28 protein-coding genes and 1 pseudogene are annotated in these 26,789 nt (G+C 65.5%); 15 read left to right on the top strand and 14 right to left on the bottom strand.

The window, feature by feature from the left end:
• Positions 1-384: 384 nt before the first annotated feature.
• Together C4K39_RS29540 and C4K39_RS29535 are read left to right on the top strand one after the other, a co-directional pair.
• The gene (locus tag C4K39_RS29540; RefSeq protein ID WP_124348121.1) at positions 385-1,194 is read left to right on the top strand and encodes an AraC family transcriptional regulator; all 810 of its coding nucleotides are present in this window, start codon (positions 385-387) and stop codon (positions 1,192-1,194) included.
• A gap of 266 nt (positions 1,195-1,460) precedes the next feature.
• Positions 1,461-1,877 (top strand): hypothetical protein, encoded by a 417-nt coding sequence (locus C4K39_RS29535; RefSeq protein WP_068582838.1) that lies wholly within the window; start codon positions 1,461-1,463, stop codon positions 1,875-1,877.
• A 15-nt stretch (positions 1,878-1,892) separates the two neighbouring features.
• Here the strand turns inward: C4K39_RS29535 and C4K39_RS29530 are convergent, their stop codons facing one another.
• A complete protein-coding gene (locus C4K39_RS29530; RefSeq protein ID WP_124348120.1) occupies positions 1,893-2,339 on the bottom strand; it encodes a hypothetical protein in 447 nt (148 codons plus the stop codon).
• Positions 2,340-2,427: 88 nt separating this feature from the next.
• Positions 2,428-3,003, bottom strand: a complete 576-nt coding sequence (locus C4K39_RS29525; RefSeq protein ID WP_124348119.1) for a helix-turn-helix domain-containing protein — start codon at positions 3,001-3,003, stop codon at positions 2,428-2,430.
• A gap of 154 nt (positions 3,004-3,157) precedes the next feature.
• On the opposite strand from C4K39_RS29525, the gene C4K39_RS29520 reads away from it, so the two are divergent.
• The 5 genes from C4K39_RS29520 to C4K39_RS29505 all read left to right on the top strand — a co-directional run bounded on the left by C4K39_RS29520 (position 3,158) and on the right by C4K39_RS29505 (position 8,352).
• Complete coding sequence (locus C4K39_RS29520; RefSeq protein WP_124348118.1) at positions 3,158-4,063, top strand: DMT family transporter; 906 nt, start codon at positions 3,158-3,160, stop codon at positions 4,061-4,063.
• Complete coding sequence (locus tag C4K39_RS31635) at positions 4,054-4,206, top strand: hypothetical protein (protein ID WP_022639787.1); 153 nt, start codon at positions 4,054-4,056, stop codon at positions 4,204-4,206. Before C4K39_RS29520 ends, C4K39_RS31635 begins: the two co-directional genes overlap by 10 nt.
• 80 nt (positions 4,207-4,286) lie before the next feature.
• A complete protein-coding gene (locus C4K39_RS29515) occupies positions 4,287-4,787 on the top strand; it encodes an RNA polymerase sigma factor (protein ID WP_053137336.1) in 501 nt (166 codons plus the stop codon).
• A gap of 40 nt (positions 4,788-4,827) precedes the next feature.
• Positions 4,828-5,811 carry a FecR family protein gene (locus C4K39_RS29510; protein WP_124348117.1) on the top strand — a complete coding sequence of 328 codons (984 nt, stop codon included), beginning with the start codon at positions 4,828-4,830 and terminating at the stop codon, positions 5,809-5,811.
• Positions 5,812-5,907: 96 nt separating this feature from the next.
• Positions 5,908-8,352: a TonB-dependent siderophore receptor gene (locus C4K39_RS29505; protein ID WP_437179344.1), complete on the top strand. Its 2,445-nt coding sequence runs from the start codon at positions 5,908-5,910 to the stop codon at positions 8,350-8,352.
• A 69-nt stretch (positions 8,353-8,421) separates the two neighbouring features.
• Here the strand turns inward: C4K39_RS29505 and C4K39_RS29500 are convergent, their stop codons facing one another.
• On the bottom strand, positions 8,422-9,573 hold the full coding sequence (locus C4K39_RS29500) for an MFS transporter (RefSeq protein ID WP_124348116.1): 1,152 nt from the start codon (positions 9,571-9,573) through the stop codon (positions 8,422-8,424).
• 470 nt (positions 9,574-10,043) lie between these two features.
• On the opposite strand from C4K39_RS29500, the gene C4K39_RS29495 reads away from it, so the two are divergent.
• Positions 10,044-10,514 (top strand): Lrp/AsnC family transcriptional regulator, encoded by a 471-nt coding sequence (locus C4K39_RS29495; protein WP_124348115.1) that lies wholly within the window; start codon positions 10,044-10,046, stop codon positions 10,512-10,514.
• Positions 10,515-10,517: 3 nt separating this feature from the next.
• Here the strand turns inward: C4K39_RS29495 and C4K39_RS29490 are convergent, their stop codons facing one another.
• Entirely contained in the window at positions 10,518-11,408 is an 891-nt protein-coding gene (locus C4K39_RS29490) for a LysR family transcriptional regulator (RefSeq protein WP_068582862.1), read from the bottom strand.
• 99 nt (positions 11,409-11,507) lie between these two features.
• Here C4K39_RS29490 and C4K39_RS29485 point away from each other — a divergent pair, with 99 nt between their 5' ends.
• On the top strand, positions 11,508-12,506 hold the full coding sequence (locus tag C4K39_RS29485) for a cyclase family protein (RefSeq protein ID WP_068582864.1): 999 nt from the start codon (positions 11,508-11,510) through the stop codon (positions 12,504-12,506).
• 67 nt (positions 12,507-12,573) lie between these two features.
• The gene (locus C4K39_RS29480; protein ID WP_068582866.1) at positions 12,574-13,569 is read left to right on the top strand and encodes a diaminopimelate epimerase; all 996 of its coding nucleotides are present in this window, start codon (positions 12,574-12,576) and stop codon (positions 13,567-13,569) included.
• 51 nt (positions 13,570-13,620) lie between these two features.
• On the opposite strand, the gene codA is transcribed toward C4K39_RS29480, so the two are convergent.
• The 8 genes from codA to C4K39_RS29440 form a co-directional block, all read right to left on the bottom strand.
• Positions 13,621-14,883 carry a cytosine deaminase gene (gene codA / locus C4K39_RS29475; protein WP_124348114.1) on the bottom strand — a complete coding sequence of 421 codons (1,263 nt, stop codon included), beginning with the start codon at positions 14,881-14,883 and terminating at the stop codon, positions 13,621-13,623.
• Positions 14,884-15,017: 134 nt separating this feature from the next.
• Positions 15,018-16,286, bottom strand: a complete 1,269-nt coding sequence (gene codB / locus C4K39_RS29470; protein ID WP_068582872.1) for a cytosine permease — start codon at positions 16,284-16,286, stop codon at positions 15,018-15,020.
• A gap of 193 nt (positions 16,287-16,479) precedes the next feature.
• A complete protein-coding gene (locus tag C4K39_RS29465; protein ID WP_068582874.1) occupies positions 16,480-16,677 on the bottom strand; it encodes a helix-turn-helix transcriptional regulator in 198 nt (65 codons plus the stop codon).
• A complete protein-coding gene (locus C4K39_RS29460) occupies positions 16,674-17,048 on the bottom strand; it encodes a hypothetical protein (protein ID WP_124348113.1) in 375 nt (124 codons plus the stop codon). Before C4K39_RS29460 ends, C4K39_RS29465 begins: the two co-directional genes overlap by 4 nt.
• An 81-nt stretch (positions 17,049-17,129) precedes the next feature.
• A complete protein-coding gene (locus tag C4K39_RS29455; protein ID WP_124348112.1) occupies positions 17,130-17,753 on the bottom strand; it encodes an NUDIX hydrolase in 624 nt (207 codons plus the stop codon).
• Between the two features lie 116 nt (positions 17,754-17,869).
• A complete protein-coding gene (locus C4K39_RS29450; protein ID WP_124348111.1) occupies positions 17,870-18,322 on the bottom strand; it encodes a GNAT family N-acetyltransferase in 453 nt (150 codons plus the stop codon).
• 115 nt (positions 18,323-18,437) lie between these two features.
• Positions 18,438-18,794 carry a 6-carboxytetrahydropterin synthase QueD gene (queD, locus tag C4K39_RS29445; protein WP_022639769.1) on the bottom strand — a complete coding sequence of 119 codons (357 nt, stop codon included), beginning with the start codon at positions 18,792-18,794 and terminating at the stop codon, positions 18,438-18,440.
• Between the two features lie 128 nt (positions 18,795-18,922).
• Complete coding sequence (locus C4K39_RS29440; RefSeq protein WP_124348110.1) at positions 18,923-20,002, bottom strand: patatin-like phospholipase family protein; 1,080 nt, start codon at positions 20,000-20,002, stop codon at positions 18,923-18,925.
• A gap of 151 nt (positions 20,003-20,153) precedes the next feature.
• Between C4K39_RS29440 and C4K39_RS29435 the strand changes: the two genes are divergently transcribed.
• From C4K39_RS29435 to C4K39_RS29420, 4 genes are read left to right on the top strand one after another with little or no spacing between them, the layout of a single operon-like run.
• Complete coding sequence (locus C4K39_RS29435; protein ID WP_124348109.1) at positions 20,154-20,462, top strand: PepSY domain-containing protein; 309 nt, start codon at positions 20,154-20,156, stop codon at positions 20,460-20,462.
• Positions 20,462-20,776 (top strand): PepSY domain-containing protein, encoded by a 315-nt coding sequence (locus tag C4K39_RS29430; RefSeq protein ID WP_068582893.1) that lies wholly within the window; start codon positions 20,462-20,464, stop codon positions 20,774-20,776. Before C4K39_RS29435 ends, C4K39_RS29430 begins: the two co-directional genes overlap by 1 nt.
• Positions 20,776-21,444, top strand: a complete 669-nt coding sequence (locus C4K39_RS29425; protein ID WP_068582895.1) for a response regulator transcription factor — start codon at positions 20,776-20,778, stop codon at positions 21,442-21,444. Before C4K39_RS29430 ends, C4K39_RS29425 begins: the two co-directional genes overlap by 1 nt.
• Positions 21,441-22,754 carry a sensor histidine kinase gene (locus C4K39_RS29420; protein WP_124348108.1) on the top strand — a complete coding sequence of 438 codons (1,314 nt, stop codon included), beginning with the start codon at positions 21,441-21,443 and terminating at the stop codon, positions 22,752-22,754. The genes C4K39_RS29425 and C4K39_RS29420 overlap by 4 nt, the downstream gene beginning before the upstream one ends.
• A gap of 160 nt (positions 22,755-22,914) precedes the next feature.
• On the opposite strand, the gene C4K39_RS32350 is transcribed toward C4K39_RS29420, so the two are convergent.
• Both C4K39_RS32350 and C4K39_RS32345 read right to left on the bottom strand, forming a co-directional pair.
• Positions 22,915-23,670, bottom strand: a complete 756-nt coding sequence (locus C4K39_RS32350; protein WP_416220694.1) for a methyl-accepting chemotaxis protein — start codon at positions 23,668-23,670, stop codon at positions 22,915-22,917.
• 102 nt (positions 23,671-23,772) lie between these two features.
• A pseudogene (locus C4K39_RS32345) lies at positions 23,773-24,843 on the bottom strand (PDC sensor domain-containing protein); the annotation flags it as partial.
• Positions 24,844-25,445: 602 nt separating this feature from the next.
• Here C4K39_RS32345 and C4K39_RS29410 point away from each other — a divergent pair.
• A complete protein-coding gene (locus C4K39_RS29410; RefSeq protein WP_164487374.1) occupies positions 25,446-26,762 on the top strand; it encodes a Na+/H+ antiporter family protein in 1,317 nt (438 codons plus the stop codon).
• The last annotated feature ends 27 nt before the right edge of the window (positions 26,763-26,789 follow it).

Genomic DNA, 26,789 nt, shown 5'->3' with positions numbered 1-26,789 from the left:
TATTTTTCGGCGGATGATTCAACCCGGGTTCAGCCAGGCACGTGGCTGGAAATGTTCTGGCCAGGGCGACGGAAATACCGTGCTCATCACGTTCAAGCGATATCCGGGGCACATCCCCGGCCATCTCGACGAACCCATGAGGAATCGATCATGACGCGCCGTATCGCACTGCTGTTGGTCATGGCCACCCTGCTGTCCCTGGGCGGCTGCGTGGTGTACCCCGGGCACTATCATCATTGCTGCTACCGCTATGGTTACTACCGCTAGGCCTGCCTGGGGTCGTGCCGCGGTTGGCTGAGGGCTGGCCCCCCGGCACAATGGCCGGCCTTGCCATGCAACCCACTGGGGCGGCGGGCAACCGACGTAACCGTTGCAGGGACCGACATGCCCGAGTTCGACCAACAGGATCAGATCCAGGACCCGGACGCCATCGCGCGTCCGGTGTGCGCCTTGCGCATCTCGGCCCAGGAGGAGCGCTGGGAGCGACCCTGGCACAGCCACCGTAAGGCGCAGTTGTTGTTCCCCCTGGCCGGGGTGCTCAGCTGCGAAAGCGCCGAGGGTCTCTGGCTGGCGCCACCGCAATGCGCCGTCTGGATTCCCAGCGGGGTCGCGCACCGGGTCCAGGGGCTGGAGCATGCCCAGGGTTACTGCCTGTTCGTCGAGCCGGAGCAGGCCCGGGAGTTGCCTGATGCCTGCTGTACCCTGGCGGTGTCGCCGTTGCTGCAGGAGCTGTTGCGCCGTTGTGCGCAGTTGCCGCAGCTCTACGACCTGGACGGCGCCGAGGGGCGGTTGATGGCGGTGGCCCTGGACGAGCTGGCCGTTGCCCCGCGCGAGCAGATCCACTTGCCCATGCCTGGGCATGCTCAATTGCGCCGCCTGGCCCAGCAGATCCTCGAACAGCCGCAGCAGCGCCATAGCCTGGAGCGGTGGGGGGAGCTGATCGGTCTTAGCGAACGCAGCCTGAGCCGCCTGATCCTGGCCGAAACCGGGTTGAGTTTTGGCCGCTGGCAGCGCCAGTTGCATATCTTGCTGGGGCTCAAGCAACTGGGGCGTGGTGATTCGGTGGAGCGGGTGGCGCTGACCCTGGGCTACGACAGCGCCAGTGCGTTTATCCGCATGTTCAAGAAGGCGGTGGGCCAGCCACCGGGACGCTTTTTCGCCGAGCGCCGCCAGGCCCTGGACAGCGACCTGTAATTGCGCTTCACGCCTATTCCTGTCACCGCGGTCGAGCTTGCGAGGCTGCGCCAAGGCCCGCAGGGCCTTCAGCGCTCGCCCGACCACCCGGGATCTGCGAGCGCTACGCGCCCGTGCGCAGCCTGCGGCAGCGGCTACACGACGCGACGGCCTGGCGGCGATCTTTGGCTGGATCGATCAATAACTTGTCGATCTTGACTGATGCGGACAGATTGCCTCTCGAAGATGATAAGCATTCTTGTTTGAAAGCCATCATGAGGTGTCCCATGTACTTCGATCACCAGCATTTCCCACTGGTCTGGATGCGCAACGTCGCCCCCGGTCCGGATCTTGAAACCGACCCCTTCCAGCAACTCGAGCAACTCATGGAGCGTGGCCATGCCTTCGTCCTGTTGAGCGAGGGTATGCCCGATCCGCAAGAGCGCGCCAGCGAGCAGAGCAAGGCTTTGCTCAAGCAAGGGGCGCTGTGGATGAAGCGCAACAAGGCCGCGATCCAGCGCTGGATCAAGGCCATGATCGTGATCGCCCCGGAGCCTGAGGCCCAGGCCGGGGTCGAGGCCTTTGCCGGCAACTATGAAAAGTTCTGGGGGTATCCGTTGCTGCACAGCGCATCGCCCCTGGCAGCAGCCAACCTGGCCCGCCAGTTGCTCGCCCCGTCGCGCAATAACCAGCACAACTGGTAGGGGCGGGGGCGGCCATCACTCGGGCTGGTGGCCAGGCCAGGTTTCTGTCGGGAAGTAGGCTTCCAGGCCCGGCTCCAGGTGTTCGATCCCGGCCTTGACCCAGTAGCAGGTCAGGCGCGAGTAGTTGTCCAGGTCACCCCGCACCAGGCAGGTGGAACTGTGCCCCGGCCAGCTGAAGCGCAACACTTCGGCCTCGCCCATCACGGCCCGCTCCACCTTGCCAATGGCCGTGGTGGTCTGGCCATTGAGGGTCTTGACCAGGGTCAGGGCCTGGTTTTCGAAGCGGATCACCGCCGTGCCGGAATATGTCGGCCCACCGTCCGGCTCCTTGCCGATGAACAGGTAATGCCCGGGCACCAGGCTGTAGTAGATATGCGGCTCAGGAGCCTGGGCGGCGTGGGCGGCCAGGCTGCCCAGCAGCACCCCGAGCAGGGTGGTGGCCAGGCGCGGTAGAAGTGGCATCGGGGCTCGATCCTGTAGGGAGAGGGGGCATGATTCCAGACTCGACGGCACAGATAAATACCTGCGCCGTGGGACTGGGTTGCGCTGATCAGGGATGTTCCATCACCACCAGGGCCAGGGTGTCCGGTTCCAGCGCTTCGAACAGATGCGGGGTACTGGCGCTGTACTTGATGTAGTCCCCGGGCTCCAGGCTCAGGGGCTGCTCCAGTGGACCGGCCAGCGCTCGTCCGCGGCACAGCAAGACATGTTCCACCGTGCCCGGTGGATGGGCGCTCGACTGCCGTGGCCGACCGGGCTGGGCGAGCACCCGGTACAGGTTGCGCTGCGCCCCCGGCGGGCAGTTGTCCAGCAACGTGGCGGCATAGGGCGCGTCCTCGGCGTGCACGGTCACGCCTTCGTGCGCGCGGATCACCTTCAGTTGCGGGGCGGGCTGTTCCAGGAACTTGGTGACTTGCAGGCCCATGGCCATGGCCAGGGCCCACAGTGTCTCGATGCCGGGATTGCCCACCCCACCTTCCAGTTGCGACAGGGTGGATTTCGCCACCCCGGCCCGCTTGGCCAGTTCCGAAACGGATAATCCGGCGTTCAGGCGCTCGCGCTTGATGGCATGGGCCAGCAGGCCGATGGGGGAGAGTTCGTTCATTTCGTTCGTTTTATCGTTCATAACGTCTATTAAATCATCCTTGAGATCCTTGACGGGCATAAATTTCGGTGTTCATTATGTCGAATAATTGTTCGTTTTAATGGATTTCGCTGGCCCTGCGTCGGAGTTTCTCACACCCGTCCATGTCCGAGCGCCTGTGATCGAGAGGGATGGGATGAAGGTGAAGACTCGCGGAACCCTGGAAATGCTTGGGGCCATGCTGATTTCGGGCACTGTGGGTTGGCTGGTGGTCGGTTCCGGCCAGTCCCCCTGGGTGGTGGTGTTCTGGCGCTGTGTGTTCGGGGCCCTGGCGATGTTGCTGGCTTGCGCCGGCCTGGGCCTGTTGCGAGGCTTGCGCTTGAGCGGGCGCCAGGTGGCGCTGATCGCCCTGGGTGGTTGCGCGCTGATGCTCAACTGGGTGTTGTTGTTCAGCGCCTACAGCCAGGCGTCGATCGCCGTGGCCACCGTGGTCTACAACACCCAGCCGTTCATGCTGGTGGGCCTTGGGGCATTGCTGTTCGGTGAGCGCCTGACGCCGGGCAAGCTCGGCTGGCTGGCCCTGGCCTTCGCCGGAATGCTGTTCATCGTCGGTGCCCGGCCTGCCTCGGGAATGGTCGGCGACGACTACCTGCTTGGCATCCTCCTGGCCCTGGGCGCGGCCTTCTTCTATGCCATCGCCGCGGCTACCACCAAGCATCTGCGCGAAGTCCCGGCGCCGTTGATCGTGCTGCTGCAGATGCTGCTCGGCATGCTGCTCAGCGCGCCTTTCGCCTTGGGTTCGCTGCCAGCGCCCGCCGGCGAGGCCTGGTTCTACCTGGTGACCATCGGCGTGGTCCACACCGGCTTGATGTCGACCTTGCTCTATGGCGCCATCCAGCGGCTGTCCACGGTACTGGTGGGGGCCCTGTCGTTTATCTATCCGCTGGTGGCGGTGCTGGTGGACTGGCTGGTTTTCGGCCACCGACTGGGCTGGCTGCAGGTCCTGGGCGGTGCAGCGATCCTGCTGGCCGCCGCCGGGCTCAATCTCGGTTGGAACTTGCGCGTGCGCAGCATCCGCCAGGGGAGGGTGACATGGGACTGAGCCTGCGCCTGCTGGACTTTCCCTATGCCCAGGCGTGGCAACTGCTGCATTGCCTGGCCCACTTGCAACCGTGCCTGGGGGATTGGCTGGTGGCCGGGCAGACCCACCTGTTTGTCGAACCGCCAAGGTTCTATAGCCGCTAGGAGGCGAGCGGTCGGCAAGTCCATTGCCGGCATTAATGCGAAGCATTACTATTCACGCCCCACCTTTCCAGCGCATTGCGATGACAGCCAAGCCGCCCCGCAGACCAGGCTTTTTCGAGCATTACGAAGAGTTGATCGGCACCTGGACCCGGCGCTTGCGCAATCGCCAGCAGGCCGAGGACCTGGCCCATGACACTTTCGTCCGGGTGCTGGAGTCCGACGCCGCCAGCGTGCAACAGCCGCGCGCCTACCTGCACCAGACCGCGCGCAATATCGCCGTGGATGCCTTTCGCCGTGAAGACCGGCGCGCGGGCCTGGAAGAACACCAGGCCCAGCTTGGCGTGTCGCCCAGCGGCGATCCCGAGCATTTCATGCATGCGTTGCAGTTGGCTGCGTCCGTCGAACGGGCCCTGGGGGAATTGCCGGTGAACTGCCGCAAGGTGTTCGTCTGGCAGAAGATCGAGGGCCTGACCCAGGCCGAGATCGCCGAGCGCCTGGGGCTGTCAAAAAACATGGTGGAAAAGTATATGATCCGCACCCTGCGGCACCTGCGCGAGCGCCTGGATGGGCCGCTGCCATGAGTCGCAAGGCTTCTTCACCCTCTGCCAAACAGGAATCCGCATGATGGACAGCCGCGCTTGTGCCTGTGGACAGGCCAAGGTTCGCGATGAGGCGGCGCAGTGGTTCGTGCGTCTGCAAGAGCCCGGGCTGAGCCAGGAGCAACAGGCGGATTTCCAGCACTGGCTGGCCGAACACCCGCAACACCACCATGAGTGGCAAGTGTTGCAGTCGTTATGGGCCGCTGCGGAGCTGGTGCCAGCGGAGCGCTTGCAGGCCCTGTGCGCCGAGCCTGCGGCTACCGGCAGGCGGCGCCCGTGGTTGCGTGTGGCCGCGGCGGCTGCGGTGCTGGTCGTGGCGGTGGCCCTGGGTACGTTCAGCGGCCTGGGCCCGACGACTTCCTATAGCGCCAGCTTCGCCACCGCCCTGGGCGAGCGGCGCCTGGTGGCCTTGCCCGACGGTTCGCAGGTCGAACTCAACAGCCGCAGCCGGCTTCAGGTCCGTTATGCCCAGGACCAGCGCCTGGTGGAGCTGGAGGAGGGCGAGGCCCTGTTCAGCGTCGAGCACGACAGCGCCCGACCCTTCGTGGTGAATGCCGGCCCGGGCAAGGTCACGGTGACCGGGACCCGTTTCGACGTGCGCCGCGATCCGCAACAGACCCGGGTCGTGGTGGCCCAGGGGCGGGTCAAGGTCCAGGGCCGGCAGGCTGGCGCCGATGACTTCATCACCCTGACTCCGGGCCTTGGGACCCATGTCGACGCCCAGGGCCGGGTGGCCACGGCCTACGCGGTGAATCCCGAGAATTCGACGGCCTGGCGCCACGGCAAGCTGGTGTTCGACAACGCCCGGCTGGCCGATGTGCTGGCCGAGGTCGCGCGCTACCGCCAGCCGCCGCTGCACCTGGCCAGTCCGGCGCTGGGTGAGTTGCGCCTGACCAGCGTATTCAAGTCCGATGACACCGACGCCCTGCTCAAAGCCCTGCCGAGCATCCTGCCAGTGGCGGTACGCACCCGGGCCGACGGTAGCCAGGAAATTTTTTCCCGTTAGATTCAGGTTTTTTTTCAGTTCGTCGTCTTCTTGTCCAACGCAACTGGTTTGCATTAACAGACGCACCCTGGTGCGATCCACAGGACAGCCGCCGACGTGACAAAAATAACCGCTCTTCCTGCCGTATCACCCTTGCCCACCCGCCGCTGGCTGCCTCTGGCGCTGGCCCTGGCGGTGTCGGCCGCATTACCCCAGGCCCAGGCCGCACAGGGCGCCAATGCCATCCATATCCAGTCCCAGCCTTTGGGCCAGGCCCTGGGCCAGTTGGGTTTGCAGACTTCGCTGCAACTGTTCTTCAGCCCCGAGCTGGTGGCTGGCAAGCAGGCCCCGGCGGTGGATGGCAACCTCTCCCCGGAGCAGGCCCTGGGCCAGTTGCTCCAGGGTAGCGGCCTGCAGTACCGGATCGACGGCAGTTCGGTGACCTTGAGCCCGGCCCCGGCTGCCGCCGCCGGTACCCTGCAGTTGGACTCCACCAGCATCAGCGTGGTGGGCGACTGGCTGGCCGATGCCGATGCCGAGAAAGTCCAGAACCATCCGGGGGCACGTACGGTGATCCGCCGCGAGGCCATGGTCGAGCAGGGCGCGATGAACGTCGGCGATGTGTTGCGCCGGGTGCCGGGGGTGCAGGTGCAGGACGCCAACGGTACCGGCGGCAGCGATATCGCCCTGAACGTCGGTGTGCGCGGCCTGACCTCGCGCCTGTCGCCGCGCTCCACGGTGCTGATCGACGGCGTGCCGGCGGCCTTCGCGCCCTACGGCCAGCCGCAGCTGTCCATGGCGCCGATTTCCTCGGGCAACCTGGACAGCATCGATGTGGTGCGTGGCGCCGGTTCGGTACGCTACGGGCCGCAGAACGTCGGTGGGGTGATCAACTTCGTGACCCGTGCCATCCCGGAGAAAGCCACCGGGGAAATCGGCACGACCCTGGAAACCTCCCAGCGTGGCGGCTGGAAGCATATCGACACGGCCTTTCTCGGCGGTACCGCCGACAACGGCCTGGGGGTGGCGCTGCTGTATTCCGGGGTCAATGGCAACGGTTATCGCGAGCGCAATAACGGCAACGACATCGACGACGTGATCCTCAAGACCCACTGGGCGCCCACCGACCAGGACGATTTCTCGCTGAACCTGCATTACTACGATGCCACCGCCGACATGCCCGGCGGCCTGACCCAGAAGCAGTACGATGCCCACCCCTACGACTCCGACCGGGACTGGGACAACTTCAGTGGCCGGCGCAAGGACTTGTCCTTCAAGTACCTGCGCCAGGTGGACGACCGCACCCAGTTCGAGGTGCTGACCTACTACTCCGACAGTTTCCGCGGCAGCAACATCGCTGCCCGCGACCAGAAGACCCTGGTGTCCTATCCGCGCACCTACTACACCTTCGGCATCGAGCCCCGGCTGTCCCATGTATTCGACCTCGGGCCCACCACCCAGGAGGTGAGTGTGGGTTATCGCTACCTGAAGGAAGGCATGCATGAGCAGGCCAGCCGCGTCGCCCTGGTGAACAACCAGCCGGTGCTGACCAAGGATTCCGACGGTCACGTCTACCAGGACCGTACCGGCGGCACCGAGGCCCATGCCTACTACATCGACGACAAGATCGACGTCGGCAACTGGACCATCACCCCGGGGATCCGCTTCGAGGACATCAGCACCCGCTGGCATGACCGACCGGTGCCGGGAACCAACGGCATACGCGTTCAGGAGAAGCGCCGCAGCATCGACAGCAACGAGGCGCTACCGGCCCTGAGCGTGATGTATCACCTGTCCGATGCGTGGAAGCTGTTCGCCAATTACGAGACGTCCTTTGGCAGCCTGCAGTACTTCCAACTGGGCCAGGGCGGCCAGGGTGACCAGACCGCCAACGGCCTGAGCCCGGAGAAGGCCAAGACCTACGAAATCGGCACGCGCTACAACGATGATGTCTGGGGGGGCGAGGTGACGCTGTTCTACATCGACTTCGACGACGAGCTGCAGTACATCAGTAACGACGTGGGCTGGACCAATCTCGGTGCTACCAAGCACCAGGGTGTGGAAACCTCTGTGCACTACAACCTGGGGAGCCTGGACCCGCGTCTCGAAGGCCTGAGCGCCAACGCCGGCTTCACCTACACCCGGGCCAGCTACGAAGGCGAGATTCCTGGTTTCAAGGGCCGCGACCTGCCGTTCTACTCGCGTCAAGTGGCCACTGCCGGCTTGCGCTATGACATCAATCGCTGGACCTACAACATCGATGCCTTCGCCCAGTCCAGGCAACGTTCTCCGGGTACAGGCGTGAATGCCAACGGCTCCTTCAGCGGCAACTACATCACCGATGGCAGCGCCGACGGCCAGTATGGCGACATGCCCGGCTACGTGTTGTGGAACATCCGTGGTGGCTATGACTTCGGTCCGCAGCTGTCGAACCTCAAGCTGGGCGCCGGGGTGAAGAACGTCTTCGACCGCCAGTATTTCACCCGCTCCAGCGACAACAACTCGGGGATCTACGTCGGCGCGCCACGGACCTTCTTCATCCAGGCCAGCGTCGGCTTCTGAGACGTGCCGCCGCTGCTGGTTTCGTGTAGCCGCTGCCGCAGGCTCAGCAGCGGCTACATGGCTGGGGGCTCAGACCTTGAGCACCTTGCTGCTGGCGGCCACTGCCAAGAGCGCCGCGGCGATCAGGCCGAAGGCTGCACTCAGGCTGCTGCCATGGGCGATGAAGCCGATCACCGCCGGCCCGGCGAGGATGCCGGCGTAACCCAGGGTGGTGATGGCCGGGACGGCGATGGCCTCGGGCATGACCTTCTGCTTGCCCACCGCGGTGTACAGCACCGGCACTATGTTCGAGCACCCCGCGCCCACCAGGGCGTACCCCAGCAGCGCCGCTTCCCAGGCCGGGGCCAGGGTGGCCAGCAGCATGCCGGCCGCCGCGGTGGCACCACCGATGAAGATCACCCGACGGGCGCCCAGGCGATGGACGATGGCATCGCCAGTCAGGCGCCCGGCGGTCATGGTCAGGGCGAAGGCGGCATAACCCAGGCCGGCGTAGGCGGTGTCCAGGCCGCGCTCGGCGGTGAGGAACACCGCGCTCCAGTCCAGCACCGCGCCTTCGGCCAGGAACACCACGAAGCACAGGCACCCGATGAACAGCACCACGCCGTGGGGCACGGCAAAGGCCGGTCCCGAGCTCTGGCTGCCGTAGGGCAGCATGTGCGGTGCGGACTTGGCCAGGGCCAGGAGCATCAGTACCACCGCCACCAGGGTCGCTCCCAGGGGCGACAAACCCAGGCCCAGCAGGGCGCTGACGCCAGCGGCGCCGACGATCCCGCCGAGGCTGAACATGCCGTGGAACCCCGACATCATGGTCTTGCCGCTGGCTCGCTCGACGATCACCGCTTGCAGGTTGACCGTGGAGTCCACGGTGCCGAGCCCGGCGCCGAACATGAACAGGGCGAACATCAGCGACGGCGCCGACGCCAGGGTCGCCAGCAAGGGCAGGGCAATGCAGATCAGCAAGGTGCCAACGGCCATCACCCGCCGGCAGCCATGGCGCGCGGCCAGGGCGCCGGCGATGGGCATCGCCAGGATCGAGCCTACGCCCAGGCACAACAGCAGCAAGCCCAGGGTGCCCTCGTCGAGTCCGGCCCGGCTCTTGGCGTAGGGCACCAGCGGAGCCCAGGCGGCGATGCCGAAACCGGCGATGAAATAGGCCACGCGGGTGGACATCTGTTCGAGGCGGCCGGGGGTGGCCTGGAAGTGGGTGTTGCTGGCAGTCATAAAAATCCTTGCTGGCCGGGCATCGTGCGGGGGACCGCCGATCGTGCCGTCTCGCCGACCCTGTGCTGGTAGGGCCCGGTGTCGGTGGCGTCTTCAATATTGATCAGGAGCATGGGCGAACGGATACCCAGGGTAATCCGCCGCCGGTCGCCAGGTAGCGCAGGTCACCCGTGCGGCCGAGTCGGGGATTGTGACAAATCTGGCGAGCCAAGGTTGCAGAAATAACCCTGTGGGGCCTGACCGCGATTCGCCTCGTGGCTGATCACCCCAGGGGTGTCGAGCAGAGGCAGTCTTGCTCGGGCAAGCATTCCCAGGGGGAGCCCCATGAATTGGCGAGCGCCCTGAGGCTGCCATTGGATCGCCGCGGCAGGCCGGAACAAACTTGCGCAGGCAGCGCGTTCGTTGCGCATAATCGCGCGCTTTTGCGCAATATCATTCCACTTTCCCCGTGCCGTATCCGGAGTCCCGCCATGACCACCAGCCTCGACGCCTACGACTTGAAGCTGCTCGCCGAGCTGCAGCGCGATGCCAGCACCGCGCAGAGCGAACTGGGGTTGCGGGTCAACCTGTCCACCGCAGCGGTCAACCGCCGTCTCAAGCGCATGGCCGAGGAGGGGGTGATCGAACGCTATACCGCAGTGGTCGCCCCCGATGCCCTGGGCCATGAGCTGAGTATCATCGTCGAGGTGGAAGTCGAGAGCGAGCGGATCGACCAGCTCGATGCGCTCAAGCGCAGCTTCCAGGCCTGCCCCCAGGTCCAGCAGTGCTACTACGTGGCTGGCGAGTGCGACTTCGTGCTGATCTTTTGCGTGCGCAGCATGGCCCAGTACAACCAGCTGACCCGCGAGCTGTTCTTCGACAACCACAACGTCAAGCGCTTCAAGACCCTGGTGGCGATGAACCGGGTCAAGGTTGGGCTGGAGGTGCCCACCGTTGATTGATCTTCAAGGCTGCTGCAAGGCCTCGACCAGGAAGTCGACAAATACCCGGACCTTCTGCGACAGGTGCCGCTGGCTGGGATACAGGGCGTAGATGTGCCGGCTGGGCAGGCTCTGGTCGGGCAGTACCCGCAACAATTGACCGCTGTCGAGCAATGGCTGGGCGACGAAACCGGGCAGGGCGCCGATGCCCAGGCCGGCCACCAGCATGTCGGCCAGCATCAGGCTGTTGTCCACCGCGAAATGCACCGGCAGCTCCAGCCGGGTGTGTCCTTCGGGACCTTCCAGTTGCCAGCGCCCGGGATGCTCGGCCAGGCGATAGGCCAGCCAGCGATGCGAGTGCAGGTCGGCGATGCCCACTGGCGTGCCCTGGGCCTGGAGATAGCCCGGCGCGGCGCAGATCACCTGCTCGACCTGGCCCAGGTGGCGGGCGATCAGCGATGAGTCTTCCAGTTGGCGGCGGATCCGCAGCGACACGTCGAACCCTTCGCCCACCACATCCAGCACCTGGTCGTTGAGGGTCAGGTCCACGTGCAGTTGCGGATAGCGCTGCATGAAGGCCACCAGGATCGGCGACAGCACCTTGAGCCCGAACGACAGCGGCGCGTTGACCCGCAGGCGCCCGCCAGGCTCGCTCGACCCGGCCTGGGTGGCGCGCTCCAGGGCGTCCAGTTCGTCCAGCAGGTGGCAGCACTCGGTGAAGTAGCTTTGCCCGGCTTCCGACAGGCTCATGCGTCGAGTGGTACGCAAGATCAACAAGCTGCCCAGGCGTTCCTCCAACTGCCGGACCTGCTTGCTCACCGCGGCGGTGGACTGCCCGAGGTCGGTGGCGGCAAGGCTGAAACTGGCGCGTTCCACCACCCGGCGAAAGGTGCGCATGGCCATCAGTACATCCATATTGTTTCCCTTAAGTTGAATATCTATTCACCAATTGGCTGATTATCTCTGAATAAGCGACCAATACCATGGCCACCTCTACTTCAAAGGAGTGTTGTCATGGGTATCCGCGCAATGTCGAAAATCCTTCCCGGGGTCCTGGCCCTGTCGCTCATCAGTGCCGCCTGCAGCGCTGCCACCGCGCAGCAGCCAGACGTGGGCATCAGCCCCTGGGGGCCGAAGGATGAGATCGGCCGCCTGAACCTGATCACCCCACAATCGCGGGCGGCGATCATGTCCCGGGTCAGTGGCGAGCAGGCCTACGACCTGGCGGTGGACTACTTCGTCGGCATGCCCAGCTGGCAGGCTGCCGGCGATCCGCCATACCAGATGTGGATGACCCACACCCCCCACGGCAATGTGATCGCCGACCCGATGCAGGTCGGCGAGCCAATGAACCAGCACGTCAGCTACAGCGGTTCGGCGGTGTCGATGTACGCCCACATGGGCACCCATATCGACGCCCTCAACCACTTCGGGCTCAACGGCAAGATCTGGAACGGCTTCCGCGCCGACCAACACCTGGGCGACCGGGGCTGGAACGTCACCGGGGCCGAGAAGCTGCCACCGATCATTGCTCGCGGGGTGATGATCGATGTGGCCGCGGCCAAGGGCCTGGACCAGCTGGCCGACAGCTATCGGGTGACCCGCGCCGACCTCAAGCAGGCCCTGGCCAAGCAGAAGGTGGCCCTGGAGAAGGGCGATGTGGTGTTGATCCGTACCGGGCGCATGCGTGACTACGAGAACGCCCAGGTGTACATGGCCAACCCGCCGGGCCTGAGCCTGGATGCCGCCAAGTTCCTGGTGGAAGAGGGCGGTGCCATGGTGGTGGGGGCCGACAACCTGAGCTTCGAGACCTTCCCGTCCGAGATCGAGGGCAACTACCTGCCATTGCACACCTACCTGCTGGCGATGCAGGGCGCGCCGATCATGGAGTTGGTAAATCTCGAGGGCCTGGCCCGGGACAAGGTCTACCAGTTCGCCTTTATCGGTGCCTCGCTCAAGTTGCGTGGTGCCGATGCGGCGCCGATCCGGCCGATGGCCCTGCCGATTCGCTGATCACCCCTCTGGTGCAGCCGAGGCATTGGCCGTACTGTCAGCGGCTGGTTTTTTCCGGAGATGGGCGATGGCGGCGTTCTACGATGCACGGGGCAATATCTATGGCGTGGTCTCGCCGGCGGCGTTGCGGCGCCTGGGGGTGGCCCTGCCGGGTACAGCAGCCCAGGCGGCGCGGGACCGACGGCTATGGGCCGAGCAGGCCATCGCCGCCTTGTGCGACTGGGCGCCGGGCAGCCGCCCGGCCGGAGCCAAGGCCCACCGCAGCGATGGCCTGTTGGTGGGGCCGTTCCAGGAGGAGGCGCCGTTCGACCTGCTGATCGTCAACACCGACGGTACCCTGGCCGAGCGCAGCGGCAACGGCCTGACGATCTTCTCCCAGGCCCTGACCGAGCAAGGGCTGCTGCAGGACCCGGGGCAGACCCTGTTGCAGGTCCATCACGACCAGGGCGCCGGCCTCTCGCCAGTGACCACGGCCGTGGAGCCAGCCCAGGTGGCGGGTGTGCAGGGCTTCTGGCTGGATCTTGGGCAACCGGCGTTCGGCCCCGAGGCGGTGGCGGCTCTGGGCGTCGAGGCAGTGACGTTCAATGGACGCCAACTGAGCCAGGTCGCTCCGTTGCAGGCGCTGAACCCGCAATGGGAATACAGCCAGTTCGTGCGGGTCGGCAATCCCCATTGCGTGACCCTGGTGGACGAGGCCAGCGCCTTGCCGGACAACCGGCAGATGCTTGAGCCGCCCTTGGCCGAGGGCCTGACCGCCACGGCCTTCGCCTTGCCGGTGGGCAGTGGCGAGCCGTGCCCGGCCGGGGTCAACCTGCAATGGGCGGCTCGCGAGTCGGCGCAGCGCATCGTGGCCCGGGTGTTCGAGCGGGGCGAGGGGCCGACGGCGTCCTCCGGCACCAGTGCCAGTGCCGTGGCCTGCGCCGCCTGGCGAGTGGGTTGGGTCAAGGCCGGCGAGGTGCAGGTGGTGATGCCGGGTGGCACCGCGCCGCTGCGCCTGGAGGAGCGCGACGCAGTCCTGCATCGCGTGAGCCTGTTCGGCACCGCCCAACGCATTCCCCTGTAGCCGCTGCCGAGCCGTGCGCAGCCTGCGGCAGCGGCTACACCAAGCGTGGGGCTACAGCGCGGTGTCCTGCAACTGCACCTGGGCCATCTGGCGTTGCATCAGCACCTTGCCGTGGCGGATCGAGTACAGCGGCAGGCCCTGGCTACGGAGCATTTCGTAGTCGCTGTCGGCGGACAGGATCAGCAGGTTCGCCGGGCGTCCTTCCTCCAGGCCGTAGCGCTCACCCAGGGCCAGGGCCTTGGCGCTGTTGTCGGTGACCAGGTCCAGGGCGCTTTGCAGGTTGCTGTAGCCGAGCATGTGGCAGATGTGCAAACCGGCTTCCAGCACTCGCAGGATGTTGCCGTTGCCCAGGGGGTACCAGGGATCGACGATGGAATCCTGGCCGAAGCAGACGTTCATGCCCGCATCCAGCAGCTCCTTGACCCGGGTGAGCCCGCGGCGCTTGGGAAAGGTATCGAAGCGGCCCTGCAGGTGGATGCTCTCGGTCGGGCAGGAGACGAAGCTGACCCCGGAGTGCCCCAGCAAGCGGAACAGCTTGGCGCAGTAGGCGTTGTCGTAGGAACCCATGGCCGTGGTGTGGCTGGCGGTGACCCGCGAGCCCATGTCGCGGCTGCGGGCCTCTTCGGCCAGCACCTCGAGAAAGCGCGAGTGCGGGTCATCGGTCTCGTCGCAATGCACGTCCACCAGGCAGCCAGTGCGTTCGGCCAGGTCCATGAGGAACTTCACCGAGCTCACGCCCTGGTCGCGGGTGTATTCGAAATGCGGGATGCCGCCCACCACGTCGGCTCCAAGAGCAATGGCTTGTTCCATCAGTTGGCGACCATTGCGGAACGATTCGATGCCTTCCTGGGGAAAGGCGACGATCTGCAAGTCCACCAGGTGCCGGGCCTGCTCGCGGACTTCGAGCATGGCCTTGAGCGCGGTCAGGTCGGGATCGGTGACATCGACATGGGTGCGCACATGCTGGATGCCATGGGCCGCCAGGGCACGCAGGGTCTTGTGGGCCCGGGTGCGGGTGTCTTCGGCGGTGATGCTGGCCTTGCGCTCCCCCCAGCACTCGATGCCTTCGAACAGCGTGCCGCTCATGTTCCAGCGTGGCTCGCCAGCGGTCAGGGTGGCGTCCAGATGGATGTGTGGCTCGACGAAAGGCGGCACCACCAGGTTGCCGCCGGCATCCAGGTGCTCCGGGCCAAAGGCCGGGAGGGGGCTTGGGCTATCGGGGGCCTGGCGGGCGATGCGAGCGATGCGGCCATGCTCCAGGTGCAGTTGGTGCAGGCCTTCGCGGTGGCGCAGGCGGGCGTTGGTGATCAACATCGGGACGGCTCCTTGGATCAGGCGGTCAGTCGCCAGATCCGGGGCTAGCCCCTGGTCCGGCGATCGTTGGACAAGTGCGGGCCATGATAGACCCGTGGCGTGGCGAGGGAACAAGCCTGCGTGCAACCTCGGGTTCAACCGGCATCGACCACCACCGGTGCGCGGCCGCCGAGCATCGCGCTGAGCAGGACATAACCCAGGCTTGCGACGCCAATGCCCACCAGGGGCGCGATCCAGGGCGAGCCGAAGGCCGCCAGGGTGCCGGCAGCGTAGGCCCCGAGGCCAGGCCAGTTCCAAGCAGGCAGCGAACTCTCGGCCAGGCGCGGGTAGCGACCGCGCCAACGATAGAAGAAGTCGGCCATGATCACGCCTCCAATGGGTGGGATCACCGTGCCCAGCAGGATCAGGTAGGGCACCAGCAGGTCGTACATGCCGAGCATCGCCAGCAGGGTACCGATCACGGCACCGACCAGGGTCACGGTCTTGCGTCGGTCGGTGCGCAGCAGGTTGCAGCCGGCCACCGCGAAGTTGTAGATGGTGTTGTCCTGGGTGCTCCAGATATTCAGCAGCAACATGGCCATGGCGGCCATGGCAAAGCCCTGCAACAGCAGCACTTCGACCACGTCCGGCTGCTGGTAGACGATGGCGCCATAGGCCCCGATCAGTACCATCAGGCCGTTGCCGATGAAGAAGCCGATCAGGCTGGCGCTGATGGCGACCTTGGCCGAGCGCGAGAACCGGGTCCAGTTGGTGGCCTGGGTGGCGCCACTGACGAAGGTGCCGAAGACCAGGGTGATGGCGGTGGAAAGGTCCAGGCTGGTACTGGGCACGACCGCCAGCAGGCCGTCGAGACCACCGATCCTGGCCGTGGCGACGCCCATGGACAGCATCAGCAACAGGCCCATGGCCGGCACGGCGATCCACGAGAGAATCTCCAGCCCGCGGTAGCCGATATAGGCCGTGGCACAGAACCCCATGCCGAACAGCAGCATCAAGCCCAGCACCGCTCCCTGGTCCAGGTGGAGGTACTTGCCCAGCACCACCGCCGCGGTGGCGGTGCCCCAGGCGTACCAGCCGATCTGGGTAAAGCCCAGGATCAGGTCGCTGAGCTTGCTGCCTCGCTCACCGAAGCAGAAGCGTCCCATCAGTGCCGAGTTGAGCCCGCTCTGGAAGGCGATATAGCCCAGGCTCGCGGCATATATTCCCAGCAGCAGGTTGCCCAGGACAATCACCGTCAAGAGGGTGGTGAAGTCGTAGGCCACCCCCAGCTTGCCGCCGGCGAACATGGTCGCGGTGAAGAAGGTGAACCCCAGCAGCACCATGGCCATGGAGGCCAGGCCCTTGCGGGCATGCTGCGGGACTTCGCTCAAGGGGTAGTCGTTGCCGGGTGCGTGCTGGGTCATGGCCTGTCCCTGGTCTGAGTGGTACCACGCTTTTGCAGGTGCCGTGCCAATCCTGGGAAGCGATGGCCGGTGCTCGCCGCCGGGTTCAGGGCGACCCAGCAGTTATAGCCAATGCCCGGGCCGGTGCGATCGATTCTGTCGCTGTAAAACGGTGCAACCCGGGCTGGATCGGCTTGGCGTGCCCTACGCCAGGTCAATCCGGGTCAGGGCTGAAAATGCCTTCGATGGGCATCTGGAAGGCCTGTGCGATCTTGAAGGCCAGGGGCAGGCTGGGGTCGTAGCGGCCGGTCTCGATGGCATTCACCGTTTGCCGTGAAACCCCGAGCCGGGTAGCCAGTTCAGCCTGGGACCAGCCTTGCCGGGTGCGCAGTTCGCGTACCTGGTTGTTCATTGGTAGCGCCGCATGCCGGCCACCGTGGCCAGGGCCCAGATCAGGCCCATCAGCGGCCACACGTAGAACATCGAGAGCCTGGGCAGGCCGACGGTCTCCAGGAAACCGTAGCTGAAGGTGATCAGCGCGGTGCAGACGAAGGACAGGGCCAGGGCCTCGAGCTGGACGCGCCGGACCATTTCGTCCAGGCGCCGCAACTGCCGGACGACCGCCAGGGCCATGGCGATCATCGGTACTACCGGTACCAGGGCCAGGGCGATCTTGCCCGGGCCTGGCTCCATATCCGCCAGCCAATGGCTGCTGAGCAAGACACAAGCGATATAGGCCAGCAGGGTCAGGGTGAATTCCACGATATAGCGCTTGGCGCCCATGAGCGATCTCCTTATGTAAAGTGAGCTTTACATTAGGTGGGGCGAATGACGGTGTCAAGCTCACTTTACATCAGAGGGTGCTCAGTCGAATTGCACCTGCACGGTCTTGCCCTGGTGGAAGTCGAACGCCTCGCGGATATCCCGCTCCACCGTGCGTCCTTGGGATAGCTGCGGTAGTTGGTCCAGGGCAAAGAAGGCGGCCTCGCTCGCCTCGCTGCCGGCCACTGGCGCAGCACGGTGCTGGCGCTCACAGAGAAAATACAGCTTGTAGAAGTCGCGATGGTCGGCCTTGTAGGGGCCCTTGGCCTTGTGCCGGATGCTGTACAGGCCGCGTACGGCCACCTCGATCCCGGCCTCTTCGTGGATTTCCTTGATCACGTTCTCGCTGGCCGACAGGCCGACGTCGGCAAAGCCGCCGGGCAAGGCCCAGAGACCGTCGGCCATCTCCCGTACCAGGAGGATCTTGTGGTCCTCGATCAGTGCGCCGCGCACTTCCACCATGGGCGTCGAATAGCGCTGGGCGAAGTCCGATACCAGCCCGGTGATGCGCTCCAGCGGCACATTGCCCAGTTGCGCGAGCATCTGGTGGGCAATATCGGCGATCTCCTGGTAGCGCTCGCGGTCGTGAATGTCCTTGCAAAAATGCAGGCCGGTCGAGGCGATGGCTTGCAAGCGTTTGGCATGGGTCAGCCAACTGCTTTCCATGATGGGCTCCTGGAGGGTCTAGGGCGAAGGTCGTTGTTTTAAGGGTTCAAGAGGCGAGGATCAAGCCTTGGCGGCCGTGGCCGGGGCGGCAGGCCTGCTTGTCGCGATCGAGCGGATCAGTCCAGGGCCTTGCTCATGTAGACCCGGTGCAGCCCGTTCTCCACTGCGCGATGGGTCTCGACGTAGCCATGGCGACCGTACAGGGCAATGTTCTCGCTCATGGCCTGGTTGGTGTAGAGGCGCACGCAACTGTGGCCGGCGGCCAGGGCCTGCTGTTCGGCGAAGGCCAGCAGCTGGCGGCCATAGCCACGCCCCTGGGCCTCGGGGCTGACCGCAAGGTTGTCCAGCAGCAGCGTTTCCTGGGCATCGAGCAACACAATGAAGCCCGCGATGGCTTGCTGGTCCTCCAGTACCCAGACCTGGGCTGCCAGCACCAGGCACGAATAATCCTCGAGCATCGGTGCCGGTTGGCGACCGATTCGAGCGATGTAGGGGGCATAGGCCCTCTTGGCGATGCTTTCGATGGCCGGGAGATCGTCGGGTACGGCTGGGCGAATGATCGATGGCATGGCGCGGATGCTCGGCAGTCGAGGAGACGGGGCAAGCATAGGCCTGAACGTCGGTACGTGTGAGCCTGCCGTACGGTGGGCTGGGCCAGGCGCTTGCTCCCCGGCCCTTGCGGGCTTATTCGCCGCGATAGATGCAGCCGCTGGTGCAGGTTTCGTGGATACGAATGGCACTGAGTTCCGGCAGCAGCGGCTTGAGCTCGTTCCAGATCCATTTGGCGAGGACTTCGCTGGTAGGGTTTTCCAGGCCGGGGATGTCGTTCAGGTAGTTGTGGTCCAGGCGCTCGTACAGCGGCTTGAAGATCGCCTTGATTTCCGAGAAGTCGCGGATCCAGCCGGTGTGTGGGTCCACCTCGCCGCTCAGGTGGATCGCCACCTTGAACGAGTGGCCATGGAGGCGGCCGCACTTGTGGCCCTCGGGCACGAAAGGCAGGCGGTGGGCGGATTCGAAGGTAAATTCTTTGAAGATTTCCACGGTGTCGGTCAGCTCTGTCGGATGGCATCGCCCTGGGGCGAAATGAGGCAGGCGGCGAGTCTATCAGCTTGCCCCACCGCTTGCGGGAAAACCCTGACTAAAGGGTCAATCCGCAGCCGTGCCGGGCATCAGAGGCTTTGCAGGCGCTCGCCCAGGCGATCCTGGCTGGCCAGTTCGAGGAACTCGTCGCCCAGGCGCCGGCTTTCGTCCATGGCGCTGCGCCAATATTTCTGCCGGCTGGCGTCGTCGCCCATGAAGCGCTTGAAGTCGCTGCGGTCCGGCAGTTTGCCGTAGGGCAGGCGCGCCAGGTACTCCCGGGAGGGAGCCAGCAGCAGTACGTCCCGCAGGCGCTCGGGGCTGGCTCGGCGCCAGGGCAGGGTCTTGTCGAACCAGCCGGGGATCACCCGGTCGGTGAAGTGGGGGTAGAGCACGATATCGCTGCCGCTGTAGGGCAGGTCCAGGTGGTAGTCCAGCAGGCCGCCGTCGCGGAAGGTGCCGGCCCCGGCGCCAGGCAGCTCGCGTACGCCCTGCATGACCATGGGGATCGAGCCCGAGGCCAGCAGGGCCTGGCGCAGGTTGCCGCGATCCAAGGGGACGAAGCGCGACGGGAAGTCTTCCAGGGCGTGCAGCGGCGGCGCCAGGCGCGGGTCGTGCAGCACCAGGCGCTCGAAGTGCCGCGACAGGCGCGCGCGGCCCCGCAGGTTGTCGGCAATCACCGAGGACAAGCCCAGGCCCAGGCGCCCGCGATGGTCATCGGCCAGCAGGCCGTGGCTCTTGACCACCATGATGTTCAGCCGGTACTGGGGGTTGTCGAGGATGCTGGCATCGCGGCCTTCGAGCAGGTCGTCGAGCATCTGTCGCGAGCTCTGGCTGATCTGCGCCATGGTCACGCCTTTGGCGAAGCTCTGGGCGTTGTACAGCTGGCCCAGGCGGCGGATGCCTTCGGCGGCATCGGGCAGGCAGGCGCTGGCGAACCGCCAGGAGCCCACCGAGGCGCCGATCAGCGAACGCTCGCGGGGGACGGCGGGCAGCCACTCACCGAACAGCGCCAGGTCCAGGCCCTGGATGCCCAGGGCCTTGGGGCCGCCGGCGGCCCCCGGCAAGGTGCCGACTTCCCCGGCGTGCAGACCTTGGCGGCGGATGCGCGCCAGGGCCCGGGGGCCGGCCTTGAGGGTCAGGGCGGGAAACTTGATATGGATGGCAGGCATACCGGGCTCGCTTGCGGATCAGCCGTCGAGTATAGAGAACCCTGGCACCGCGGGCCGAATGAAAGTTCTGTCAGGCGCAAATGGCCATTCAGTTTCAATTAAGTTGTCACGGGTATCTTGGCGCCATTGGCCACCGACCTGGAGACTTGCCATGAAAACCCTCACTGCCCTGTTGGGCGCCAGCCTGATTGCCATGACCGTGGGCCTGGTCCATGCCCGCGACCTGGGGCCCGACGAGGCCCTGCGGCTGCGCGACGCTGGTACCATTGTGTCCTTTGAAAAACTCAATGCCACGGCCCTGGCCCGGCACCCCGGAGCACGCATTGGCGAAACCGAGCTGGAAGAGGAGTACGGCAAGTACATCTACCAGGTCGAGCTGCGTGACCCACAGGGGCTGGAATGGGACCTGGAGCTGGACGCCGTGAGCGGCCAGGTACTCAAGGATCATCAGGACACCTAATGAATCGCAGATTGCACATCGGCAGCCGGGCAGCCCTGGCGTTATGGCTGTGCTGCTCGCTGGCCCTGGCCCGCGACCTGGACCAGGACGAGGCCCTGCGCCTGCGCCAGCAAGGGGTGATCCTGCCTCTGGAACAGTTGCTGCAGCAGGCCATGGATCGCTATCCGGGGGCCAAGTTGCTGGAGGCCGAGCTGGAGGAAAAGCACGATGTGTACATCTACGAAGTGGAACTGCTGACCGTGGACGGCGTGGTCCGCGAGCTGGACCTGGACGCCGCCACCGGGCGCCTGTTGAAAGACGAGGAAGATGACTGATGCGCCTGCTCCTGGTGGAAGACCATGTATCCCTGGCCGACGAATTGCTCGAAGGGCTGAATCGCCAAGGCTATGCCGTGGACTGGCTGGCCGATGGGCGCGATGCCCTGTACCAGGGGGCCAGCGAGCCTTACGATCTGATCATCCTCGACCTGGGTCTGCCCGGTGTACCGGGCCTGGATGTGCTGCGCCAATGGCGTGCCGAGGGCCTGGCCACCCCGGTGCTGATCCTGACGGCCCGGGGCTCCTGGGCCGAGCGTATCGAAGGGCTCAAGGCCGGTGCCGACGATTACCTGAGCAAGCCGTTCCATCCCGAGGAACTGCACCTGCGGGTCCAGTCCCTGCTGCGCCGTTCCCATGGCCAGGCCAACCAGCAAACCCTGCAGGCTGCCGGCCTGCACCTGGACGAGGGGCGCCAGTGCGTGGTCCGCGATGGCCAGGACGTGCAACTGACGGCTGCGGAGTTTCGCCTGCTGCGCTACTTCATGCTGCATCCGCAGCAGATCCTCTCCAAGGGGCATTTGGCCGAACACCTCTACGACGGTGAGACCGAGCGCGATTCCAATGTCTTGGAAGTCCACGTCAACCACCTTCGGCGCAAGCTTGGGCGCAGCGTCATCGAAACCCGTCGGGGCCAGGGCTACCTGTTCGGCGGGGCGGCTTCGTGAGGTCGATCCAGCGCCGCCTGAGCCTGGGCCTGGTCAGTGTGATGCTGGTGGTCGGGCTGGCGCTGGCACAGACCAGCCTGTGGCTGTTCGAGGTAGGCCTGCAACGCTACCTGGAGGCCGGGCTGCGCAACGACAGCGAAAGCCTGCTGCTGGCCCTGGTGCGTGGCCCGCAAGGGTTGCAACTGGACGAGCGACGGTTGTCGCCGGCCTATCAGCGACCGTTCTCCGGGCATTACTTTCGCATCGACTTCGCCGATGTGCACTGGCGTTCCCGTTCGCTGTGGGACCAGGAGCTGCCGCAGTTGGAGCAAGCCGGGCTGCAAGGCAACTTGCAATTGGGGCCTGAGGGCCAGCAGCTGCTGGTGTTGCGCAGTGACTACAAGCGCCTGGGGCAATCGATTTCCATCAGCGTGGCCCAGGACTACACCTCCGTGCGCGAGAGTTTCCAGCGCATGCGCCAGATCGGCCTCGGGCTGGGCCTGGCAGGCTTGCTGTTGATCCTGCTGTTGCAGCGCCTGACCGTGCGCCGGGCGTTGCGTCCGTTGGAAACCGCCCGTGAGCAAATCGCCCAGTTGCAGATGGGCCAGCGCTCGCAACTCGATGCCCAGGTCCCGGTGGAGCTGGAGCCGCTGGTGGCCCAGGTCAACCATTTGCTGACCCACACCGAGGACAGCCTCAAGCGTTCGCGCAATGCCCTGGGCAACCTCGGGCATGCCCTGAAGACGCCCCTGGCGGTGTTGCTGAGCCTGGCGTCGGGGCCGAAGTTGGCGGCCCAGCCGGAGGTGCGGCGGATTCTTTTGCAGCAGCTGGAGCAGGTGCAGTCGCGGCTCAACCGCGAATTGAACCGGGCGCGGCTGGCCGGCGATGCGCTACCCGGCGCGTTGTTCGAGTGCGATGCCGAGTTGCCGGGGTTACTGGCGACCTTGAACATGATCCATGGCGAGCACCTGGAACTCAGCTACCACGCGGCATCGGGGCTGCGCCTGCCCTGGGATCGCGAGGACCTGCTGGAGCTGTTGGGCAACCTGCTGGACAACGCCTGCAAGTGGGCGGATGCGCAGGTGCAACTGAGTGTGGAGGAGCGAGCCGCGGGTTTCTGCCTGGCCGTGGACGATGATGGCCCGGGGATTCCGGAGCAGCGCCGGAACGAGGTCTTCAGCCGTGGCGCCCGGTTGGATGAGCAGACCGACGGCCATGGGCTGGGGCTGGGGATCGTGCGCGATATCGTCGAGGCCTGGGGCGGTCGCCTGAGCCTGGGACAAAGCCCCCTGGGCGGCTTGCGGGTGGCGATCGAGCTGCCCCGGCGCTGAGCTTGCCAGGTATCACTGTCCGCTGCTGCCGGGTGGCGGGCTGGGGGTGTCGCCGCTGTCGAAGGCGGCGATCGATCCCGAAGGGGATGCCGCCCTCGATGGCACCGAAGGCCCTTCGGGTCTTGTCGCAACCTGGCGGGCTCGGCAGCGGCTACGGGGATCAGACGCGGAACTGATCCATCAGGCTTTGTTGCTGGTTGGCCAGGCTGTTCAGCGACTGGCTGACCCGGGCCGATTCGTTGGCCTGTTCCGACAGCGATTCGGTGACGTCGCGGATGGTGGCGACGTTGCTGTTGATTTCCTCGGCCACGGCGCTCTGCTGTTCGGCGGCGCTGGCGATCTGCAGGTTCATGTCGCTGATCACTGTCACCGCATCGCCGATCTGGCGCAGGGCGGTCACGGCCTGTTCCACCTGCTCGACGCTGCCCTGGGCCTGGCGATGGCTGTTGCCCATGGAGGCCACCACGTCGCGGGTGCCGTTTTGCAACTGTTCGATCACCTGGCGGGTTTCCTCCACCGACTCCTGGGTACGCTGGGCCAGGTTGCGCACTTCATCGGCCACTACCGCGAAGCCACGACCGGCTTCCCCGGCCCGGGCTGCCTCGATGGCGGCGTTGAGAGCCAGCAGGTTGGTTTGTTCGGCGATGGTGCGGATGACCTCCAGCACCGAGCCGATCTGTTCGCTGTCGCTGGCCAGGCCTTCGACCTGTCCCATGGCGGTGCTCATGTCGGCGGCCAGCAGGTCGATGCTGCGGGTGGTGCGGTCGATCACGGTCAGGCCCTGCTGGGTCGCCTGGTCGGCATCCCGTGCGGCCTGGGCTGCCTGAGCGGCGCTGCGGGCCACGTCCTGGGCCGTGGCGCTCATCTCGTGGGACGCGGTCGCCACCTGGTCCACCTGGCGGTACTGCTGTTCCATGCCGGCGCTGGTCTGGGTGGCGATGGCCGAGGATTGGTCGGCGGTGCCCCGGGCATCCTGCACCGAGCGTTTGACCTCGGCGATGATCGGTTGCAGCTTGTCCAGGAAACGGTTGAACCAGCCGGCCAGTTGTCCCAGTTCGTCGTGCTTGTCGTAGGCCAGGCGGCGGGTCAGGTCGCCTTCGCCGCTGGCGATGTCTTCCAGCATGCTGGCCACGCCGAGGATCGGCCGGGTCACGCTGCGGGCCATCAGCCACACCAGCAGCAGGCCGATCACCGCGGCCAGCAGGCCCAGGCCCAGCTCCATCAGGGTGCCGCTGCTGTTGCTGGCATCCAGTTCGTTTTTCAGCGCCTCGGCCGGGCCCACCAGGACCTTTTCCGGTACGTCCAGCAGCACGCCCCAGGGCTTGCCGCCAGGAATCGGGGTGAACGGCGCCAGCACCTTGAGTTCGTGGTTGTTGTGCAGGCTGCGAGTCTGGGTGCTGCTGGCCAGTTGGCGGATCAGCTCGGCGCCGTTGGCGCTGTCGACGCTGTCCAGGCGCTGGCTGAGCTTGCTGGCATCGGGGCTGTAGCCGGCCAGCAGGCCCTCGGGGCTGATGATGCTGACGCTGGTCTGGCCGGAATAGAGTTTGCGGCTGGCGTTCTGGCTGACCGCTTGCAGGCTGTTGAGGTTGATGTCCACCGACAGCGAGGCGATGACCTTGCCGTCCACCAGCAGCGGGAAGACGATGCTGGTCATCAACACCTTCTGGCCGTTGATGTCATAGAAGTAGGGTTCGATCACGCAGGGCTTGAGGGTACTGCGCGGGCAGGTGAACCAGGCATTGGCCGGCTGGCCGCTGGGGCCGGTGCGGGTGTTGCTCATGTCGCTTTCCGGCAGCGCCATGGCGGTCAGTTGGCCCGGGGTCGGCTGCGACCAGTACAGGGCGAAGCGGCCTTTCTCGTTGCTGCCCAGTTCGGTCTGGCCGTTGAACAGGCTGTCCTTGCCATCCAGGGCATTGCCCTCGAACACCAGGGACAGGCCCAGCAGGTCGGGGTTGGCCTGCAGTGCCGACTTGACCTGGCGGGTCAGGTCTTCGCGCAGGTCGAAGGCGTCGAGAAAGCGTTTCTCGGCCTGTTCACGCAGGAACAGCACCTGGCGCGAGAAGCCATGGCCGTACTGATAGGCGTCCATGAACTGCTGGCGAATCCCCAGGGCCTGGACTTCGCCCTGGGCTTCGATCCGGGCCTGGGCGGCTTCGTTGAGCATCTCCATGCTCGAGGCCTTGACCATCTCGGAGCTGTGCTCCATGCGATACAGCGAAAGCCCCACCAACAGCGACACGATGCCCAACAGGCAGAGTCCGGCCAGCAAGGTGATCTTCCATTGGATGGAGAGTTGTCTGAGCGACATGGAGACGTCCTTTATTCGATAAATATCTGAGACTTTGCACTGTAGCGGCCGTTGGCCGGGTTTCTTTAAACGGGCGTTCGAAATCCGTCACCCCTCATCTGTGTAGCCGCTGCCGAGCCCGCGAGGCTGCAACAAGGTCCGCAGGACCTTCAGCGCTCTTGCGACCCATGCGGCCCTGCGGGCCGTACGCAGCTTGCGGCAGCGGCTACACGAAGCCGGGTGTCGGTGGGCGCCGGGCCGCGGTTTTGACAAGCCGGGCCCACTGCTGCAAAGTGCGCGCCCTCTAATAACAAGCTCTTTCATCCCGATGTCGGCAGCGTGCTGCCCTCCGGTCGGTCACTGGCTTTTGCGCGGCTTTTGCCCGCAGTAATGAGGTAACGATGATTAACGCAGTAATTGCCGCGGTAGGCGTGATGCTGGTACTCAGCCTGTCCCGCGTGCATGTAGTGATCGCCCTGATCGTGGGCGCGCTGGTGGGAGGCCTCACCGGCGGCCTGGGGATCGAGGCCACGCTCAAGGCCTTCAACAGCGGCCTGGGCGGCGGGGCCACGGTGGCCCTGTCCTATGCCTTGCTCGGGGCCTTCGCCGTGGCCATCGCCAAGTCCGGCCTGGCCCATGCCCTGGCGGACAAGATCCTGCTGCTGGTGGATCGCCAGGATGCCAATGGCGGCGGCCAGGTCAAATGGTTGCTGATCGGCCTTTTGTGGGTGGTGGCCATCGCCTCGCAGAACATCCTGCCGATCCACATCGCCTTCATCCCGCTGCTGGTGCCGCCGCTGCTCTATGTGCTGACCAAGCTGCAACTGGACCGGCGCCTGATCGCCTGCGTCATCACCTTCGGCCTGATCACCCCCTACATGTTCCTGCCGGTGGGCTTCGGTAACATCTTCCTCAACGAGATCCTGTTGGCCAACGTCGCCCGCAGCGGTGTCGACATCAGTCAGGTCAACGTCACCCACGCCATGGGCATTCCCGCCCTGGGCATGGTCTGCGGCCTGTTGCTGGCGTTCGTCAGCTACCGCAAGAAGCGCGTCTACGACCTGGGCCGGATCGAGAAGGTCGAGCAGGTGGAGGTGCAGTACAACCCGCGGACCCTGATGGTGGCGGGCCTGGCCATTGTCGCCGCGTTCGTCATCCAGCTGCTGCTGGACTCGATGATTATCGGTGCCCTGTGCGGTTTCCTGATCTTCTCGATGTCGGGCATCGTGCGTTGGCGCGAGACCGACGAGCTGTTCACCGAAGGCATGAAGATGATGGCCATGATCGGCTTCATCATGATCGCCGCCTCGGGCTTCGCCGAGGTGATGAAGGCTACCGGTGAGGTCAACAGCCTGGTGCAAGCCTCGGCCAGCTGGATCGGCCACAGCAAGGGCGTGGGCGCGCTGCTGATGTTGCTGGTGGGCCTGTTGGTGACCATGGGCATCGGCTCGTCGTTCTCCACCGTGCCGATCCTGGCGGCGATCTTCGTGCCGCTGTGCGTGCAACTGGGTTTCAGCCCGGTGGCCATCGTCTGCATCGTCGGTACCGCCGGGGCCCTGGGCGACGCCGGCTCGCCGGCCTCGGACTCGACCCTGGGCCCGACCTCGGGCCTGAACATCGACGGCCAGCACCACCACATCTGGGACACCGTGGTCCCGACCTTCCTGCACTACAACCTGCCGCTGCTGGCCTTCGGCTGGGTCGCGGCCATGGTGCTCTGAGCAGCATTCCCGCCCGGGGAGCCGCGC

Origin of the sequence: Pseudomonas sessilinigenes (genome assembly GCF_003850565.1) — a bacterium.
GTDB classification, from domain to species: domain Bacteria; phylum Pseudomonadota; class Gammaproteobacteria; order Pseudomonadales; family Pseudomonadaceae; genus Aquipseudomonas; species Aquipseudomonas sessilinigenes.
Note: the sequence above shows the minus strand (reverse complement) of the source record. Positions and strands in the feature narration are given on the sequence as shown.

What these genes read in the sequence shown, in the direction of transcription:
- C4K39_RS31635 (WP_022639787.1), top strand. Translation starts at nt 4,054, where the DNA reads ATGGGACTGAGCCTGCGCCTGCTGGACTTTCCCTATGCCCAGGCGTGG.
- C4K39_RS29465 (WP_068582874.1), bottom strand. Translation starts at nt 16,677, where the DNA reads ATGAACAACCAGGTACGCGAACTGCGCACCCGGCAAGGCTGGTCCCAG.
- C4K39_RS29530 (WP_124348120.1), bottom strand. Translation starts at nt 2,339, where the DNA reads ATGCCACTTCTACCGCGCCTGGCCACCACCCTGCTCGGGGTGCTGCTG.
- C4K39_RS29425 (WP_068582895.1), top strand. Translation starts at nt 20,776, where the DNA reads ATGCGCCTGCTCCTGGTGGAAGACCATGTATCCCTGGCCGACGAATTG.
- C4K39_RS29520 (WP_124348118.1), top strand. Translation starts at nt 3,158, where the DNA reads ATGAAGGTGAAGACTCGCGGAACCCTGGAAATGCTTGGGGCCATGCTG.
- C4K39_RS29490 (WP_068582862.1), bottom strand. Translation starts at nt 11,408, where the DNA reads ATGGATGTACTGATGGCCATGCGCACCTTTCGCCGGGTGGTGGAACGC.
- C4K39_RS29435 (WP_124348109.1), top strand. Translation starts at nt 20,154, where the DNA reads ATGAAAACCCTCACTGCCCTGTTGGGCGCCAGCCTGATTGCCATGACC.
- C4K39_RS29480 (WP_068582866.1), top strand. Translation starts at nt 12,574, where the DNA reads ATGGCGGCGTTCTACGATGCACGGGGCAATATCTATGGCGTGGTCTCG.
- C4K39_RS29495 (WP_124348115.1), top strand. Translation starts at nt 10,044, where the DNA reads ATGACCACCAGCCTCGACGCCTACGACTTGAAGCTGCTCGCCGAGCTG.
- C4K39_RS32350 (WP_416220694.1), bottom strand. Translation starts at nt 23,670, where the DNA reads ATGGAACAGCAGTACCGCCAGGTGGACCAGGTGGCGACCGCGTCCCAC.
- C4K39_RS29440 (WP_124348110.1), bottom strand. Translation starts at nt 20,002, where the DNA reads ATGCCTGCCATCCATATCAAGTTTCCCGCCCTGACCCTCAAGGCCGGC.
- C4K39_RS29460 (WP_124348113.1), bottom strand. Translation starts at nt 17,048, where the DNA reads ATGGGCGCCAAGCGCTATATCGTGGAATTCACCCTGACCCTGCTGGCC.
- C4K39_RS29485 (WP_068582864.1), top strand. Translation starts at nt 11,508, where the DNA reads ATGGGTATCCGCGCAATGTCGAAAATCCTTCCCGGGGTCCTGGCCCTG.
- C4K39_RS29515 (WP_053137336.1), top strand. Translation starts at nt 4,287, where the DNA reads ATGACAGCCAAGCCGCCCCGCAGACCAGGCTTTTTCGAGCATTACGAA.
- C4K39_RS29510 (WP_124348117.1), top strand. Translation starts at nt 4,828, where the DNA reads ATGATGGACAGCCGCGCTTGTGCCTGTGGACAGGCCAAGGTTCGCGAT.
- codB (WP_068582872.1), bottom strand. Translation starts at nt 16,286, where the DNA reads ATGACCCAGCACGCACCCGGCAACGACTACCCCTTGAGCGAAGTCCCG.
- C4K39_RS29535 (WP_068582838.1), top strand. Translation starts at nt 1,461, where the DNA reads ATGTACTTCGATCACCAGCATTTCCCACTGGTCTGGATGCGCAACGTC.
- C4K39_RS29430 (WP_068582893.1), top strand. Translation starts at nt 20,462, where the DNA reads ATGAATCGCAGATTGCACATCGGCAGCCGGGCAGCCCTGGCGTTATGG.
- codA (WP_124348114.1), bottom strand. Translation starts at nt 14,883, where the DNA reads ATGTTGATCACCAACGCCCGCCTGCGCCACCGCGAAGGCCTGCACCAA.
- C4K39_RS29455 (WP_124348112.1), bottom strand. Translation starts at nt 17,753, where the DNA reads ATGGAAAGCAGTTGGCTGACCCATGCCAAACGCTTGCAAGCCATCGCC.
- C4K39_RS29450 (WP_124348111.1), bottom strand. Translation starts at nt 18,322, where the DNA reads ATGCCATCGATCATTCGCCCAGCCGTACCCGACGATCTCCCGGCCATC.
- C4K39_RS29540 (WP_124348121.1), top strand. Translation starts at nt 385, where the DNA reads ATGCCCGAGTTCGACCAACAGGATCAGATCCAGGACCCGGACGCCATC.
- C4K39_RS29500 (WP_124348116.1), bottom strand. Translation starts at nt 9,573, where the DNA reads ATGACTGCCAGCAACACCCACTTCCAGGCCACCCCCGGCCGCCTCGAA.
- C4K39_RS29525 (WP_124348119.1), bottom strand. Translation starts at nt 3,003, where the DNA reads ATGAACGATAAAACGAACGAAATGAACGAACTCTCCCCCATCGGCCTG.